We start from the raw sequence: 17,311 nt of genomic DNA, 5'->3' as shown, positions 1-17,311 counted from the left end.
TATTTTCCTTGTCAGACTATGTAGTCTATCATGTATAATAGGAATAGATTCTTATATTATTTTGTCGAGGGAGAGAAGAAAATGTTGAAAAAACTAACAAAAAACTTAAAAAATCAACGCGGTTTGACACTCATCGAATTACTAGCAGTAGTTGTTATCTTGGGTATTATTAGTGCGATAGCGGTGCCGAGTATTGGTGGAATAATTAACAAAACAAAAAATGATGCTACTGTTGCAGAAGCAGTACAAATTATTAATGCAGCAAAATTACATACTGCTTCTAATCCAACAAAGGTAGATTTAGACCATACAGATTTAGGACAATATCTTGATAACATTAAAGACACAGGTTTAGATTATACAGTTAAGATTGTTAAAGAAGATAGTTCTGGTAATGCAATTGACCCTTGGGAATACAGATTAGATAATCACGACTCTATATCAATAGTAAAAGACGCAATATCAACAATAACAACAGATTATGTTACTGAAGATAATCTCCTTAAGTATTCTGGTAATTAAATTGATAAATGGAAATATATTTATTCGTATTATTATATAGTTTGTTAATAGCCTCCTTCCTCAACGTCGTCGGCCTGCGCGTGCCGCTTGGGCAATCGGTTGTCAAGCCACGCTCTGCTTGTCCGACGTGCAAACGAACGTTAGGAGCGCTTGAACTTATACCAGTTGTATCTTACGTACTACAACGCGGAAAATGCAAAAATTGTGGGGAAGTTATTTCCCCACTTTATCCTATTATGGAGCTTACGACAGCTATTCTTTTTACGATATCACCGTTATTGGTGGGATGGTCAAAGGAATTGATTGTTGCTTGGTCTCTTATATCGTTATTGATGATTATAACCGTATCAGATATCAAGTATATGATAATTCCTGATAAGGTTCTTTTATTTTTCTTGCCGTTATTTTCCATAGAACGAATGTTTATTCCGCTCACACCTTGGTGGGATGCTCTTGCCGGTGCTTTTGTAGGCTTTAGTTTGCTTTACCTTATCGCTTTTGTCACAAAAGGAAAAGGTATGGGGGGCGGCGATATTAAGCTTTATGGCGTGTTAGGAATAGTGCTAGGGACAAAACTAACGATTGTCTCGTTTTTTTTAGCAGCCTTTATAGGAGCATTAGTCGGAGGTATCGGACTAGCTTTGCGGTTATTACAAAGAAATAAACCAATTCCGTTTGGACCGTTTATTGTGATAGGCACACTCATTGCATATTTTTTCGGACATGAACTTATAAATATTTATTTAGACTTAATCGGTTATTATTAAAAGGGGTATGTACATGGGCATCCAGTTGTTTTCAAAAAATCGTCATTATGCCAACATAGTTATTAAGGATCATGCGATTCGTTTTGTTGAGCTAAAACAAACATCCCCGATTGTTGTGCAGCGCGTTGAAGAACGACAGCTCCCAAAAGGCATCATTACAAATGGTAAAATTGTAGATTACGAGACTCTCTCTACTATTATGGAGCAATGTGTGGATGAGTGGCGCATCAAGCACCGTAAAGTTCGCTTTGTTGTGCCAGATGGCGTTGTTATTATAAAGAAGATCTCGGTGCCAGCCGATATCCCAGATAATGAAATTAAAGGCTATTTACATTTAGAGCTAGGAACAACGATACATCTTCCGTTTGAAGATCCAACCTTTGATATGATTTTGCTTCATGACAAGGAAGGAGAACAAGCAGAAAAAGATGTTCTCATTTTTGCTGCGCCTGAAGACATTGTAAACAGTTATAAAGATTTATTTGAGGATGCTAAGCTTAAGCCGTGTGCTGCAGACATCTCCCCGTTAAGCTTATATCGCTTATATTTTCACACTAATGATGCTGTTCATGATGAGAATGTTTTATTAGTAGAGTTCGATCAGTCTGCTATGAATATTAGCATTTTCTCAACCCATATTCCTGTTTTTATGCGACATTCACAAATCGAAACACAAGCGATTGAAGGGCAAAATCCTGTTTTTTATATTCAAGATTCTTTTAAAGAAATGGAACGAGTCATAAACTTCTTTCAATATTCCTTGCATCATGGTCAAAAAAGTGTAAACAGGATCATTTTAACTGGTGAACATCCCGAGATTAACATTATAAAAGACGAATTAATAACACGATTTAATATACCCGTTACATCTATTGATGGAGCGAACATTTCTATTATCACAGCAAACAATCAAGAACTACCAGGGCAATACCATGTACCGTTAGGTCTCGCATTAAAAGAGGTGTAGCTATGCTTGTTGAAATAAATTTACTTCCAGAAAAGGAACCGAGAAATATTGCGCCATTCATAGTTGCAGGAAGTATTGTGCTGCTTGTTATGTCACTAACTATTGTGTGGCTTTTGCAATATCAACAAGCCAATCGAGAGCTTCTTACTGTTTCAAACGAGCTACAATTAACAAAAGCTACACGAGCGATTGAAGAACAAAAGATACTTGATAGCACTTCAACTTCTTCGCTTTCTCAGCTAGAGCAGACAGTAGCATGGATGGAAAAATATCCGATTGATGTTGTACCTATTTTAGCTCATGTTTCGGGACTTTTGCCGGATAGAGGTTTTTTGCTGTCTTTTAGCTTAGGAGAAAACGGAAACGTAAATATTACAACGCAATTTGATACTAGTAGAGAGTCTGCGTATTATCTTCATAATTTGCAGCAATCAGAATGGGTTACCGACGTAAACTTAAATAGTATCACCACTAAACAAATAGAGGAAGCGACACAATCAGGGCTCGATGAGTTTGAGCTGATGCCACGATATATTGCAACGTATCAAATAACGTTAAATCAATTATTTATCAATGCATTGCAGCATAATGAGGAGGAGACATCATGACAATAACCTTCTCAAAAAAATTGATTTTATACACTTTTGTTGTATTAGCTTTGCTTGGTGCTACCTTTTTCTATTTACGGCTACAATTTATAGCGCCACTGCAACAACAAGTTCAACAAAAGGAAAATGATCTTAAGCTTGAAAAACAGCTTTTGGAAGTTGTGCAATCGAAAGTGTCACAGGCTCAGCAGCAGACGTATTCGAGTACACTCGAGCTTCAAAGAAAAGTACCAGTCAAACCACTTCTTGATCAATTTATTTTACATATTGAAAAAGCAGAGGTAGTATCTGATAGTTTTATTGTGAATATGAGCTTTAATACGAACGAAGAAGTAAATTTATCAGTACTAGATGAATATGAACAATTTCGTAAAGAGGAAAAAGAATTAGTTCATAACGACCAGACTGAAACAGAACCAGAAGCAGAAACTGCAGAACCAGAGTCACTGCTACCAGAAGGAATGAAAAAGATAACCGTTAACTTATCCGTCAAATCACCGGATTACTATGCAATGCAGACGTTTCTAAAATCACTTGAACAGGAACAACGCATTACACAAATTGATGTTTTATCATTTAATGGTCCAGAGGAAACAACTAGCTTTGTAGATGAGGCAGATAACATGCTAGCATACTCTGTTACTGTCTCGACATTCTATCATCCTACATTAGAGGACTTGCAGGATGAAGTGCCAATCATAGAAGTGCCAGCACCAAGTGAAAAAAATAATCCGTTAGCGAACTTCATCGATATGGATAAGAAAAAAGAGAGTGATACGAATGACTAAGCAAAAATTCAATATGCTTCGCTCCTCACAAGGTTTAACATTAATTGAATTGTTAGCTGTCATTGTTATTCTCGGAATTATTTCGGCAATAGCTGTCCCGTCCATTGGGAAAATCATTGAGCGAGTGAAAGAGCAAGCCTTCGTTGCCAACGCGTATGCGATGTATGAAGCAGCTACGATGCATGAGCGTGCACAGCAGGTGTTTATTGAGGACGAGGCTCAAACACTAACATATAAGGATTTAGTAGAAGGCGGCTATCTTGATCCAATTCAAGATCCTTTTACACAAAATGTCATTCCATCATCTAATGAGAACTCGTTTGTAACTATATCAAAAAATGGCAACGATATTGAATATGCTGTGTGTTTAAAAGGGACGACAAAGCAAATATGTACTGAATCAACTGGTACGCCTGTCGAATCCTTATCTATTAATCTTATTGAAAATGTCGAATAATCATCGTAACAAGACGACAAATGTCTTGTTATTTTTTTTATCTTCTGTGCTAGGATGGGTTGTACAATCATAGACTAGCAGTAAGGAAGGTGATTAAAATGGACAACCAATCGCGACAGATCTCTATTAAAATTAACGGGAAAGAAAAGATATACACTGAAGACAAAAAGCACGAAAGCAATAGTCGTGAGCCTATGTTGGCGATGGAGGAAATGGCTGCTAGTGTGGAAAGTTCTAATAAAGATGATGACATTTGGGCTGAATTATCAAATTCAACAGATTCAAAGTCTCACAAAACGACAGAGAGTATCGGGATAGAGGATTTACGAGGCACATCATTACCTAGAAAGAAATCTTCACGAAAAAAGCCAGGGTTTCAATCAAACTCATTTCGTAATTTTATCTTTGCTAGTGTGTTTGCTATTATTGTCGGTACAGGGTTTAGTATTTTACTATTCAATTTACTATCCATAACTGGAGATGGTGAGGAACTACCTGCAGCGAACATGCTCGATGATACGGGAGAAAAGGTAGAACTAGAAGAGCAGCCTGCTCAATCGGGAGCGGGAAGCAATAATACACCAGCTGCCACTGTACCAGTAGTGTGGGATCCTCTGACGGTTACGGTTGTACAGGCAGGTGCTTTTTCCTCACTAGAATCAAGTAAGCCGATAACAGATAAGCTTGAAAATGCTGGCTTACCAGTTTTATTACATGGTAATGACCCTATTCTATTATTCACAGGCATCGCCGACGCGAAGGCGGCTGGCAAACAACTTGCGGATGCTTATGAGTACTTATTACCTGATATATATGTTAAAGATTACACCGTACAAGGCGCTACCCTTTCTTTATCTGCTGAAGAAGAGCTTACCGCAAGAAAAACAAAGGAGTTACTAACGAAGCTTATAGGTGTGAGCTCACAGCTTCTATCCATTTCCGCCTCACCTACGGACATAGAAGAGCTTCAAAGGTTAGCCGCTAATATTCAAGTGCCTGCAAATATTCAAAATCCATCTCTTACTCAATTTGTTGATTACACAAAGCAGGCTGTGAATGTATTAAGTAGTAGTGCAGATAAGTGGCGCTTACAAACACAAACATTACAGGCATTTGGAGCGTATATTAACTGGTTAGAAACGACTGAAAAAAATACTAATTTTTAATTTTACAAGCAATTAAGAAAAGAAGCATACAATGTGCTTCTTTTCTTTTTTATAAAATCATTGCTTTACATACCGTTCCGACTCATAACAGACACTATGTAATATATAATGACATCGAGAAAACTACGCTAAAATTCATTTTTTGTAAATTGTAGTTAAAAAATACTTTTGTTACGATATGGGTGTGTATCTTTCTTTGAAATATTTCCATACGTTGAAAGGATGTAAGAACATGACTGAGATTATTTTGGCATCTGCCTCACCACGTCGAAAAGAACTATTAAGCAACATAGGATACTCATTTACAGTTCATCCTAGTACATTAGAGGAAGTGATGGACCCGGCTTTATCACCAGGTGAGCTTGTAATGGCACTGGCACAGCAAAAAGCAGAGGATGTTGCTCAAAATTATTCAGCATCGTGCGTTATAGGATCTGATACTGTCGTTGTGTTAGATGGGGAAGTACTAGGAAAACCTGCTGATTCACAGGATGCCTATCGCATGCTACGTTCGTTATCAGGACGCACACACGATGTTTTCACGGGTGTGGCCATTGTACACAATGGTGAGACTAGCCGTTTTTTTGTACAAACCTCTGTGACATTTTGGGAGCTATCAGACGAGGAAATTCATGCGTACATTGATTCTCGTGAACCGTTTGATAAAGCAGGTGCATACGGTATTCAAAAGCTAGGTGCCACACTAGTACAGAAAATAGAGGGTGATTATTTTGCGGTGGTTGGGTTACCTGTTTCGCGCCTTTCGCGTGAACTAAAACATCGAGATATATTGCCTGCCTATTAATATTTGTGCCACTGCTGCTGAGTATCTAGGTTATGAGCTTAAAAAGTTTAATTTAAACATTTCCAGCTAGAATGCGGTTACGCATAAATGTTACGAATTCACACATGCTCAGCTAAAATATTCTCAAAAAACCAAGATGAAATTTCCGCAGCAGCATCGAGAATTTGCTTGCCCCATAACTTGCTTAAGCTGCACCTATTTAGCGGACGGCAATTGGCATATCCCCCGGATGAACTGGTGCATCCCCTCTAAATGCGTGCAACACGCCTGTGCACATACCATATAACTTGCATCCTACAACAAACAGCTGGATACTGCGCGCTCACATGCCGAAGTGACGTGCAGTACGGCTGACACCTTGCACATCCCCCGTATTATTGACCCACAGAAGTGAGAGGAGAAAAATGAAATGCAACAAAAAACAATGCAAAACAATACGACTGTGTTGATCCGAGATTTTCCTAAGCAAGAACGTCCTCGTGAGCGCTTTATACAAGAAGGTCCCCAAAGTTTATCAAATCAAGAATTACTTGCCATACTATTACGAACAGGAACGAAAAACGAGTCAGTGCTTTCGGTCTCAAACCGCCTTCTTAGATCGTTCGAAGGCTTAAGACTATTAAAGGATGCCACACTCGAAGAAATAACATCTATCAAAGGTGTTGGTGAAGCGAAGGCGATACAAATACTAGCAGCCATTGAAATTGGGCGACGAATTAATCGCTTGCGCTATGATGAACGATATACGATTCGTTCACCGGAGGATGCAGCAAATTATTTAATGGATGAAATGCGCTTCCTAAATCAGGAACATTTCGTATGTCTGTATCTAAACACTAAGAACCAAATTTTACACAAGCAATCGGTGTTTATTGGTAGCCTTAATAGTTCTATTGTCCACCCACGCGAGGTTGTGCGCCCATAAGGGCATTTAGAAAATCTGCTCTAGCAAAGCAGTAGGGAAATATCACAAACTTCACCCTATCATCAGCCAACTTATCCGTAAGGGAAACTAAGCGGGGAGTGTAGCATGTTGGAAAAGCCGTAAGTTGTCTAGTTATCAAGGCACGACTGAATGGCAAGATGAAAATTCATAGATAAGGATGAAAGCTGGGTTGCTTGAATGATAGCTCAAGGAGGACTACGGGGACCCTCAGCGGGAGGTAACGATTTACGCTGTGCGAGGTATGCATGTTTCTTAAAAACTTCGAGAAACATGGTGTGATACTACCTCGTCCAACTTCTATATGGAAGAAACGAGCGAAAGTCACTCCGATACTATGAAAAGCTATGTTTCTAAATGTCTAAATGGGGATTGCCTAAGTTGGAATGCCATAAATTGTGGCTATGACTATCAGAGTCTGAATATCCAATATGGCAACGGAACTCTCGTAGTAGTCTGAGATAGGGAAAGCCTATTACATGGCGAAGGAGAGTAGTTTATCGAGTTTAATACAAAATTGGGAAGGAGCGTGAGGCTCTATGAGAAATCCAAAAGTAGTATTAAGCAGTCTAACTTCCAAAGCACAAAATGAAACATATGTATTTGAGAGATTATATCGAAATTTGTATAACACCGAGTTTTATTTAGAAGCCTATGCCAAACTTTATCCTAATAAAGGAAGTAACACAAAAGGTGTTAACAATGACACAATTGATGGTATGAGTTTAGAAAGAATCGAGCGTTTAATCGAAAAACTAAAGGAACAAACATATCAACCGAACCCAGCACGCAGAACATATATCCCAAAGAAAAACGGAAAAACACGACCTTTGGGTATTCCAACTTTTGAGGATAAACTAGTGCAAGAGGTTGTTCGGCGAATTTTAGAAAGTATTTATGAACCACAATTTTCAAATCATTCGCATGGTTTTCGACCAAATCGTAGCTGTCACACGGCCTTAAAAGAAATACGGAATACGTTTACTGGTACGAGATGGTTTATTGAAGGTGACATAAAAGGTTTCTTTGATAACATCGACCACCATGTATTAGTTGAACTTTTACGGAAGCGCATTAGGGATGAAAAATTAATTAATTTAATTTGGAAATTCTTAAGGGCAGGTTATGTAGAAGATTGGACTTTTCATAAAACCTACAGTGGGACACCACAAGGTGGAATCATTAGCCCGTTACTTTCAAATATTTACCTACATGAATTAGATAAATATGGTGAAAGATATGCGGAATCCTTTAACAAAGGTGAAAAGCGTAGACATAATCTTGTTTATCATAACCTAGCATCAAAAATTAATCACTGTAAAAGTAAAAATAAACGTGATTGGGAACGACTAACTAAAGAAGAAAAAGCTGAAAGGCTTCAAGAATTAAAGGCTCTATATAAAGAGCTGCAAAGCCATGACAGCAAAGACCTTTTTGACTCAAACTACCGTCGAATGAAATATGTAAGATACGCAGATGATTTTATAATCGGTGTTATCGGTAGTAAAGAAGAAGTCGAACAAATTAAAAAAGATTTAACCGACTTTCTTGCAATAAACCTAAAACTGGAGTTAAATGCTGAAAAAACGTTGATAACCCATAGTACGAAAAACGCTAGATTCCTAGGATATGATATTCGTGTAGCAAGAGACTGGCATAGAATGAAAATGCCAAATGGTACGAAAAAGAGAAAGTTTAATTATCAAACAAAATTATTCGTACCACACGAAAAATATATCAAAAAACTCATCAATTTAGGTGCATTGAAAATTGGCAGGAACAATGGGTGGAAACCTATCCACCGACCGTATTTAGTGCATAATGATGATTTAGAAATTCTTCGAACATATAATGCGGAAATTGAAGGGTTATATAATTACTATCGTCTAGCAAGTAATGTACATGTGCTTCAATCTTTCCGCCAGACAATGAAATACAGCATGATTAAAACGTATGCCAATAAATATAGAAGTACCGTCAGTCAAATCATCACGAAGTTCAAGATAAATGGGAATTTCGGTGTACGTTATGAAACGAAGGATGGACCGAAAATTGCCTATTTTACGGAAAAACGTATGGAAAAGAACTCGGAAATAAAAGATCATTCAGTAGATACAATCGAAAATACTTTAGTTTATACTGGCAGAACAAGTTTAATCGACCGTCTTTTAGCAGAAACTTGTGAATGGTGTGGAGCCAAAGGTGTACCACTAGAAATGCACCATGTGAAAAAGCTGAAAGATTTGGAAGGTAAAAAGAAGTGGGAACAGAGAATGATTGCAAGGCGAAGAAAAACCATTGCAATGTGTATCCCATGTCATCAGAATCTGCATAAAGGAAAGTTAGATTAGGTAAATGGAAAGCCGTATACTCTGAGAGGAGTACGTACGGTTTGGAGGGGAGTTCTTGGAAACCTACTTAGGCAACTAAGCAAGGCGCTGGGTACTTACCCTACTTTCGCGAAGCAGTGCGACGTTCAGCAGCGTCTATTATTTGCGCTCATAACCATCCATCCGGTGACGCAACTCCTTCAAGAGAGGATATTGAAGTCACTAGACGATTAGTCGAAGCTGGTGGTATTGTTGGCATAGATATTTTGGACCATTTAATCATTGGAGACCAAAAATTTATTAGTCTGAAAGAAAAAGGATATGTCTAGTACTATGTTTTTTTGGGTAGCTAGGATATAATATAATTTATGGATTTTTAAAAAATACATCTTAGAATTTGCAAAAATGATGCAAGGTATCAGAAAGGAAGATACACATATGTTTGGATTTGGCACAAAGGATCTGGGGATAGATTTAGGTACTGCCAATACGTTGGTTTTTGTTAAAGGCAAAGGGATCGTAGTGCGCGAGCCTTCTGTTGTTGCCGTTAGAACAGATAGTAAACAAATAGTCGCGGTAGGAAACGAAGCGAAAAATATGATAGGTAGAACTCCAGGAAATGTTGTCGCTTTACGCCCTATGAAGGATGGCGTAATTGCTGATTATGATACAACAGCAACTATGATGAAATATTATATAAATCAAGCGCAAAAGCATCGTCCTTTTTCTAAAAAACCATTTGTAATGGTGTGTGTACCGTCTGGTATCACAAAGGTAGAAGAACGCGCTGTAATCGATGCTACAAAGCAAGCGGGAGCTCGTGATGCGTTTCCAATTGAAGAGCCTTTTGCAGCTGCTATTGGAGCAAACTTACCAGTATGGGAACCAACAGGAAGTATGGTTGTTGATATTGGTGGGGGTACAACGGAGGTGGCTATCATTTCACTAGGTGGAATTGTAACAAGTCAATCTATCCGTGTGGCTGGAGATGAGATGGATGAAGCTATTAGCCAATACATAAGAAAGACATATAATCTTATGATTGGAGACCGTACGTCTGAAGCAATTAAAATGGAGGTTGGGTCAGCGGGATCATCAGAAGGTATTGGTAAGATGGATATTCGTGGTCGCGACTTGCTTACAGGATTACCGAAAACAATTGAAATTTCGGCTGATGAAATTGCCAATGCCCTGCGCGATACAGTAACATCCATCGTTGAAGCTGTTAAAAACACACTAGAAAAGACACCACCTGAGTTAGCAGCAGATATTATGGACCGCGGTATTGTATTAACAGGTGGCGGTGCGCTTTTACGCAATCTAGATAAAGTGATTAGTGACGAAACGAAAATGCCTGTTTTAATCGCTGAAAATCCACTTGATTGTGTAGCTATCGGCACAGGTCGTTCGTTAGATAATATTGACTTATTCAAAAATCGTTCTAGAGACTTTCGCTAGACACAAATAGTAGTAAAGGGTGTCGTCAAAATGCCACAATTTTTTCTTAATAAACGTCTTATTTTTCTACTCGTAAGCCTTATAATCGTCGTGGCATTGATAGGCTTTTCACTAAAGGATCGGGAAGCAACTTGGCCGGAGCAATTCGTAATGGATACCTCCGGCTTTGTTCAGTTTATTTTTCATGAGCCTGTTCGGAAAATAAGTGATTATATTGAAACGATGAATCACGTTCGACATACATACAAAGAGAATGAGCTTCTAAAGGCTCGTTTAGATGAGTTTGTTCGTCTCGAATCGAAGGCACGCATTCTCGAGGAAGAAAACGAAAAGCTTCGCGCTATGCTAGAGAAAACAGAGAGTTTAATGGACTATACAACGATTCAAGCAACGGTTGTTGCCCGCAATCCAGATCAATGGCATGAGCTTTTGATTGTCAATAAAGGCGAAGTGCATGGTGTGAAGGCGAATATGGCGGTTATAACGGCAAATGGACTTATTGGAAAGGTTAAGGTTACTTCTCAATTTAGTTCAGTAATTCAATTGTTAAGTACGTTAGATAAAAACAATCGTATATCTGCAGTGGTACAGGGAAATGAAAATATTTTCGGCATTATTGAGGGCTATGATAAAGAGCGCGAGCAGCTATTATTTAAGCAGATTCCATCTAACAAAGAAGTGGAGCTTAATAAGCAAGTTGTCTCATCTGGATGGGGCGGCATTTTCCCAGCAGGACTTGTTATTGGAGAAATTACTGAAGTTGTACCAGACGAGTACGGTTTGACGCAAACGGCGTATGTCACACCAGCGGCGGACTTATATCAAATCGATCATGTTATGATTGTTGAGAGACAAATGCCTATGCCGGAAACAGCTGAATTTGAGGAGGAAGCATCATGATGAAAAAGCTTCTCCTCCCTTGCTTTTTTATTGTATGCTTTGTGCTTGAAAGTATCTTTGTTGATTTACTTCCGGCGCAGATGTTTAACATTGACCGCATATTTGTTCCTCGTTTTTTTCTTGTCACATTGCTTTTAACTGCAGTGTATTATAAGCGTAATGTAGCGCTTTTATATGGATTAGGCTTCGGCTTATTGTATGACATTACGTATACTCAAATAATTGGTATTTATATGTTTGGTTATGTTCTTTTACCTTACATCACTTCAAAAATAATGAGAGTTGTTCACTCTCATAGTTTAATTGTATTAATCATTGGTATTTTTATCGTAGCGTTACTTGAATTTTATGTGTATGGTATTAATTTATTAATTGGGAATGGATTTTTAACATTCGACTATTTTATTCAAATAAGACTGATCCCAACTCTTTTAATAAATGCTGTATTTATTATATTGGTTAATATTCCGCTAAAGCGATATTTCCTACACACGTTTGATTTAGGAAAAGAAAAATAAGTTTGCTGGATTATTTATTTTTACGACTATAAAGGGAATTTGATTATGTTTGTCGAATTATATGTATCGTTGAGGTGAAAGTCGTGGAGAAGCAGAAGCTACCTTATGTTACAATTAAGGGAACGAAAAAGGGTATAACATTACATCTCGATGATACATGCTCGTTTCGTGAACTAATTGAAGAATTAGATGAAAAACTGTCAACTACGACGCAAGGACTTGTACAAAATCATCAGCTTACTCAAGTAAAGGTACACGTTGGAAATCGTTTCCTAACGGATGGACAAGCCGAGGAAATAAAAGCTATTATACGAGGTAAAAAGCAATTGGTTGTAGATGTAATAGAATCTCATGTTGTATCGAAAGCCGAGGCTTTACAATGGAAGCTTGAAGGTGACACAACAACGCTATGTAAAATTGTTCGTTCAGGACAAGTAGTGGAAGTAGAAGGCGATTTGTTGTTGATTGGTGATGTCAATCCTGGCGGAAAAGTAGTTGCAAAAGGTAATATTTTTATAATTGGTGCTCTTAAAGGGATGGCGCATGCAGGCTGTAATGGTAACAAAGAGGCTGTTATAGCTGCTAGTTTAATGAAACCAACTCATTTAAAAATAGAAGAATTAATATCTCGCTCACCGGATACGATGAACGAGGAAGAAAGTCATATGGAATGTGCTTACGTCAATGGCGACAATCAAATCGTGGTAGATAGAATTCAATTATTACCACATGTTCGCCCTAATTTGTCGAAAGCTATAGGAAAGGAGTAACGAATTGTGGGAGAGGCAATAGTTATTACTTCTGGGAAGGGCGGAGTTGGTAAAACAACGACGTCAGCAAATGTAGGAACAGCTCTTGCGATTTTAGGCAAGCGAGTTTGTTTAGTAGATACTGATATTGGGCTCAGAAATTTAGATGTTGTGATGGGACTGGAAAATCGAATTATATTTGATTTAGTGGATGTAGTAGAATCTCGTTGCAAGCTTCATCAAGCACTAGTAAAGGATAAGCGTTTTGAGGACCACTTGTATCTATTGCCCGCTGCGCAAACGAGTGACAAAACAGCAGTTAAACCAGAGCAAATGAAAGTTTTAGTAGAGCAGCTCAAGCAGGAGTTTGATTATATTGTTATAGATTGTCCAGCAGGTATTGAACAAGGGTATAAAAATGCAGTGGCGGGAGCAGACAGAGCAATTGTTGTCACAACGCCTGAAAAGTCAGCTGTTCGTGATGCCGACCGTATTATTGGTTTGTTAGAACAAGAGGACATTGAACCACCAAAGCTTGTTATTAATCGTATTAAAAATCATATGATGGAAAGTGGTGACATGTTAGATATAGACGACATAGTCTACCATTTATCAATCGATTTAATTGGTATTGTTGTTGATGACGAAAATGTCATTAAAGCATCTAACAACGGAGAACCGATTGTGTTAAATCCTAACTATAAGGCATCCATTGCTTATAGAAATATTGCTCGTCGTATTCTAGGCGAGTCAATACCACTACAAGTTATTACGGATGAGAAAAAAGGTGTTTTTCAAAAAATAAAAAAACTATTCGGTGCAAAATCGTCTTAAACAAAAAGTGAGCCTATCATTGGGCTCGCTTTTTTTATTGGGACCCGACACATATCAACTCTTTTATATTTTTTCAGGCAATAGCTTGTCATATATAAACAGGACAAGTCATACATTTCAATAATAAGAGATTGTGGGAGGTCGTCTATTCTATAGGTGAGCTTATAGCTACGCTAGTCCTAGGGATGCCTAGCTGCTGGTGTTCGAACTTGACGAAGCTGTCAGGAACAACATATTAACAGTAAGGAATGGTGGACAATGTCTAAATCAGTTGAAGAGATTAAAAAGAGAATAGCAGATCGAAATAAAGAGCGAAAATCAATGTTACATAGCAGGCATTTTATAATGGATGACGATGAAAAGCATGGTCAGCCTATGGTGTTTTCTAGCGACCACCAAAAAAACCGCGGAGAACATCCTCTGTTCAACAGAGAAATGTTTGTATTGAAAACGTTTATTGCGGTCTGTTTAGTATTGTTAGTGGCTATTCTTTATAGAGATTCTTCACCACGACTAGATCAGGTGCGAAACTATGTGTCAGCCACTATGGAGAAGGAGTTTAATTTTGCAACAGTAACAGCATGGTACGAAAATCAATTTGGGAATGCGCCGCTTGCTTTACTTCCAACCAATACTACTGTAGATAATGAGCCAGCGAGATATGCAATTCCTGCTGCTGGAAGAGTATTAGTTGATTTTGAGAAGGACGGACAAGGTGTCATGATTGAAACAGCACTAAATGCTGATGTAGAAACAATTGATGAGGGCACAGTTATTTTTGCTGGGAATAAAGACGAACTTGGTAATACGGTAATTGTGCAGCATGCCGATGGGAGTGAAACATGGTACGGTCACTTAAAATCAATCGATGTACCTATATACCAATTCGTTAGATCGGGTACAAAAGTGGGAACATCTATTGAAGATCCGAATGGTATGGGCCAGTTTTATTTTGCTTTTAAACAAGGGGATCAATTTATAGATCCAATCAAGGTGATACCATTTGACTAATATGATTATTCTTCTTCAAAAAATAACAATACATCCTTTATTGTGGGTTACAGTTGGTATCGCTATTGTGACGGCACATTTTATTGAGTTAATAATTTTGCTAGGCATTGTGTTTATACATGAAATGGGTCATGCCCTAATGGCTCATTTTTTTTCATGGCGTATAAGAAAAATTCAACTTCTTCCGTTTGGAGGCGTGGCTGAATTTGATGAGCATGGAAATAGATCAGCAAAAGAAGAATTTTTGGTTACTATTGCTGGTCCTATACAACACGTTTGGATAGCAGCGTTAGCCTTTCTATTAAGCGTAGGCAATGTTATTCCGGATTATCTTTATGAAACCATTATGCTACACAATGCAGCTATCTTACTGTTTAACTTGTTACCAATATTGCCGTTAGATGGTGGGAAATTAATCTTTTTAATGTTTTCACAACATCTTGAATTTTTAAAAGCACATTACTGGTCAATAGTATCATCGTGTATGTTTGCCCTTTTGTTTTTAATTATTATGCTTTTTACACAGCCAATGAATATTAATATTTGGTTGATTTTTATTTTTTTAGCGATTTCATTAAGGTTAGAGTGGAAGCAGCGACAATATGTGTACGTTAGATTTCTGCTAGAACGATATTATGGGAAGCAAATTGAATTTAAGAAACTTTCCCCCCTTATAGTTCATGAGGATGAAATGATTTATGAGGTGATTCAACGGTTTAAAAGAGGGTATAAACATCCCATTATCATTTTAAGAAATCAACAAAAGCAAGAGCCTCTTGATGAAAATGAATTGCTTCATGCATATTTTACAGAAAAGCGAACAAACGAACCTATCGGAAACTTATTATATACGTACTAACGATTTGACCAAATGGGAAAAACATGAGTAAATGTGTAAAGATATTAACATTATAGTTAAAGTGAGGATTCAAATCGTTGAGAGAGATTATAGTAAATGCTATTACAAGACAAAAACGAGCGGCTGTGATGGAAGATGGGCATTTAGCTGAAGTTCTATTTGAAACAGCTGATGTTGAGAAAATTAACGGGAATATTTATAAAGGCCGTGTTACAAGTATCGTAAAAGGACTTAATGCGGCTTTTGTTGATATTGGAATTGGCAAGCAGGGATATTTAAGCGGGAAAGAAATCGCGGGTGACGATAATGGTACTTCTATCAATAAGCTCATTAAAGAAGGGCAGGACATTATTGTTCAAGTGAAAAGAGAGGCTGTTGGTGATAAAGGACCACAGCTTACTGGAAAAATTGAGCTACCTGGTCGATATATCATTTATTTACCGTATGATAATTATGTCGCTGTATCTCGAAAGTTACCGGATGCTAAAAGAGAAAAGTGGCGTGAAGAGTTAGAGCCATTATTGCAAAGTCCTGAAGGAGTCATTGTTCGAACAGAAGCAACACTCGGTCATATGCCGGAGGTTCTAGATGAGTTAACAGTGTTGCGAGAGGAATTCGCTGATCTCGTTAATCAGTCTAAATCATCTTCTCACCCTGCGTTGCTGTTAAACGCAAACGATGTTTTAAAAAGAATAGTTCTAGAACAGCACTTAACAACGGTATCTCGCATCGTTGTTGATTGCGTGGAAGCAAAAAAAACGATGCAGAAGTACATAAAGCAATTTGGTTTTACAACACCTGTTGACCAGAAACAAGCGCGAGAAAATATTTTTTCAACATTTGGCGTACAAGCTGAGTTAGATAAAGCGTTACAGCCGAAGGTTTGGTTGAAAAATGGTGGGAATTTAATTATAGAGCAGCTTGAGACGTTAACATTTATTGATGTGAACACTGCCAAGTTTGGTGGACGCCAAGACCTAGAAGAAACGGTATATAAAACAAACCTTATTGCCGCTAAAGAAATTGCTAAACAAATTAGACTTCGTAATATAGGCGGGATGATATTAATTGACTTTATAAATATGCAAAAATCTGAGCAGCAAAAGCAAGTACTTGATGCTCTTCAAGCTGAGTTTGCACATGATCGACAGCGCACTGTATTACATGGTTTTACAAAGCTTGGTATGTTAGAGATGACGAGAAAAAAGACAAACCAAAGTCTGCTTGAGGTCGTGTCATCACCTTGTGAAAGCTGCCAAGGGACTGGTGTTCAGAAATCAGCACAAGCAGCAGCATATGAGCTTGAACGCGCGATCTATGAATTACCAACTAGTGACATTGATGCAGTATGGATTCTGATGGATGAACATACGTTTCACTGGTTTACTGGACCAGAAAAACAGTATGTGAAAAGGCTAGAGAATCAACTTCATATACGAATCTTTATAACTACCGTGCAAGAATTTGGGTATACCATTAAGCGAACAGGTAGCTTAGAAGAAATAGAAGCTGCTATTGAAAGAGAGCATTGACATGGTTTGTTGTATGTGATAACATTTTAATGTTGTTTGTAGCACCCGCTACTACAACCGCACAGTTCAGGTCTGTAAGATTTGCTACAAAAGCAAA

General features: G+C 37.9%; 17 protein-coding genes, 2 pseudogenes and 1 other annotated feature (1 of these 20 running past the window's edge). All 19 genes and pseudogenes read left to right on the top strand.

Going from position 1 to position 17,311, the window contains the following annotated elements:
- Positions 1-81 precede the first annotated feature (81 nt).
- The 19 genes and pseudogenes from EJF36_RS14680 to EJF36_RS14590 all read left to right on the top strand — a co-directional run bounded on the left by EJF36_RS14680 (position 82) and on the right by EJF36_RS14590 (position 17,214).
- Positions 82-522: a type II secretion system protein gene (locus EJF36_RS14680; protein WP_125907032.1), complete on the top strand. Its 441-nt coding sequence runs from the start codon at positions 82-84 to the stop codon at positions 520-522.
- Positions 523-530: 8 nt separating this feature from the next.
- A complete protein-coding gene (locus EJF36_RS14675; RefSeq protein WP_185806925.1) occupies positions 531-1,289 on the top strand; it encodes a prepilin peptidase in 759 nt (252 codons plus the stop codon).
- 13 nt (positions 1,290-1,302) lie between these two features.
- Positions 1,303-2,256 carry a type IV pilus biogenesis protein PilM gene (gene pilM / locus EJF36_RS14670; protein WP_185806924.1) on the top strand — a complete coding sequence of 318 codons (954 nt, stop codon included), beginning with the start codon at positions 1,303-1,305 and terminating at the stop codon, positions 2,254-2,256.
- 2 nt (positions 2,257-2,258) lie between these two features.
- Positions 2,259-2,864, top strand: coding sequence for a PilN domain-containing protein (locus tag EJF36_RS14665; protein WP_125907030.1), 606 nt, complete (start codon positions 2,259-2,261; stop codon positions 2,862-2,864).
- The gene (locus tag EJF36_RS14660) at positions 2,861-3,652 is read left to right on the top strand and encodes a pilus assembly protein PilO (RefSeq protein WP_125907029.1); all 792 of its coding nucleotides are present in this window, start codon (positions 2,861-2,863) and stop codon (positions 3,650-3,652) included. Before EJF36_RS14665 ends, EJF36_RS14660 begins: the two co-directional genes overlap by 4 nt.
- Positions 3,645-4,109, top strand: coding sequence for a type II secretion system protein (locus EJF36_RS14655; protein ID WP_260471909.1), 465 nt, complete (start codon positions 3,645-3,647; stop codon positions 4,107-4,109). The genes EJF36_RS14660 and EJF36_RS14655 overlap by 8 nt, the downstream gene beginning before the upstream one ends.
- Positions 4,110-4,207: 98 nt before the next feature.
- The gene (locus EJF36_RS14650) at positions 4,208-5,275 is read left to right on the top strand and encodes a hypothetical protein (RefSeq protein ID WP_125907028.1); all 1,068 of its coding nucleotides are present in this window, start codon (positions 4,208-4,210) and stop codon (positions 5,273-5,275) included.
- A gap of 232 nt (positions 5,276-5,507) precedes the next feature.
- Positions 5,508-6,080 (top strand): Maf family protein, encoded by a 573-nt coding sequence (locus EJF36_RS14645; RefSeq protein WP_125907027.1) that lies wholly within the window; start codon positions 5,508-5,510, stop codon positions 6,078-6,080.
- 424 nt (positions 6,081-6,504) lie between these two features.
- Positions 6,505-6,999 (top strand): annotated as a pseudogene (locus EJF36_RS14640) (JAB domain-containing protein); the annotation flags it as partial.
- A 563-nt stretch (positions 7,000-7,562) separates the two neighbouring features.
- Positions 7,563-9,374: a group II intron reverse transcriptase/maturase gene (ltrA, locus tag EJF36_RS14635; RefSeq protein WP_125907026.1), complete on the top strand. Its 1,812-nt coding sequence runs from the start codon at positions 7,563-7,565 to the stop codon at positions 9,372-9,374.
- Positions 9,375-9,478: 104 nt separating this feature from the next.
- Positions 9,479-9,682: pseudogene (locus EJF36_RS14630) on the top strand (JAB domain-containing protein); the annotation flags it as partial.
- 109 nt (positions 9,683-9,791) lie between these two features.
- Positions 9,792-10,811: a rod shape-determining protein gene (locus EJF36_RS14625; protein ID WP_125907025.1), complete on the top strand. Its 1,020-nt coding sequence runs from the start codon at positions 9,792-9,794 to the stop codon at positions 10,809-10,811.
- Positions 10,812-10,841: 30 nt separating this feature from the next.
- A complete protein-coding gene (gene mreC / locus EJF36_RS14620) occupies positions 10,842-11,711 on the top strand; it encodes a rod shape-determining protein MreC (protein ID WP_125907024.1) in 870 nt (289 codons plus the stop codon).
- Complete coding sequence (gene mreD, locus EJF36_RS14615; protein ID WP_125907023.1) at positions 11,708-12,229, top strand: rod shape-determining protein MreD; 522 nt, start codon at positions 11,708-11,710, stop codon at positions 12,227-12,229. The genes mreC and mreD overlap by 4 nt, the downstream gene beginning before the upstream one ends.
- Before the next feature lie 83 nt (positions 12,230-12,312).
- Complete coding sequence (gene minC, locus EJF36_RS14610; protein WP_125907022.1) at positions 12,313-12,999, top strand: septum site-determining protein MinC; 687 nt, start codon at positions 12,313-12,315, stop codon at positions 12,997-12,999.
- Positions 13,000-13,005: 6 nt separating this feature from the next.
- Entirely contained in the window at positions 13,006-13,812 is an 807-nt protein-coding gene (gene minD, locus EJF36_RS14605) for a septum site-determining protein MinD (protein ID WP_125907021.1), read from the top strand.
- 258 nt (positions 13,813-14,070) lie between these two features.
- On the top strand, positions 14,071-14,823 hold the full coding sequence (locus EJF36_RS14600; protein WP_125907020.1) for a M23 family metallopeptidase: 753 nt from the start codon (positions 14,071-14,073) through the stop codon (positions 14,821-14,823).
- A 1-nt stretch (position 14,824) separates the two neighbouring features.
- Positions 14,825-15,682, top strand: a complete 858-nt coding sequence (locus EJF36_RS14595) for a M50 family metallopeptidase (protein WP_125908401.1) — start codon at positions 14,825-14,827, stop codon at positions 15,680-15,682.
- Between the two features lie 77 nt (positions 15,683-15,759).
- A complete protein-coding gene (locus tag EJF36_RS14590; protein ID WP_125907019.1) occupies positions 15,760-17,214 on the top strand; it encodes an Rne/Rng family ribonuclease in 1,455 nt (484 codons plus the stop codon).
- A 45-nt stretch (positions 17,215-17,259) separates the two neighbouring features.
- Positions 17,260-17,311, top strand: a sequence feature (ribosomal protein L21 leader region); it runs 30 nt beyond the window's last position.

Source organism: Bacillus sp. HMF5848, assembly GCF_003944835.1.
Taxonomy (GTDB): Bacteria; Bacillota; Bacilli; order Bacillales; family HMF5848; genus HMF5848.
This window is presented reverse-complemented; position numbering and strand designations above follow the sequence as displayed.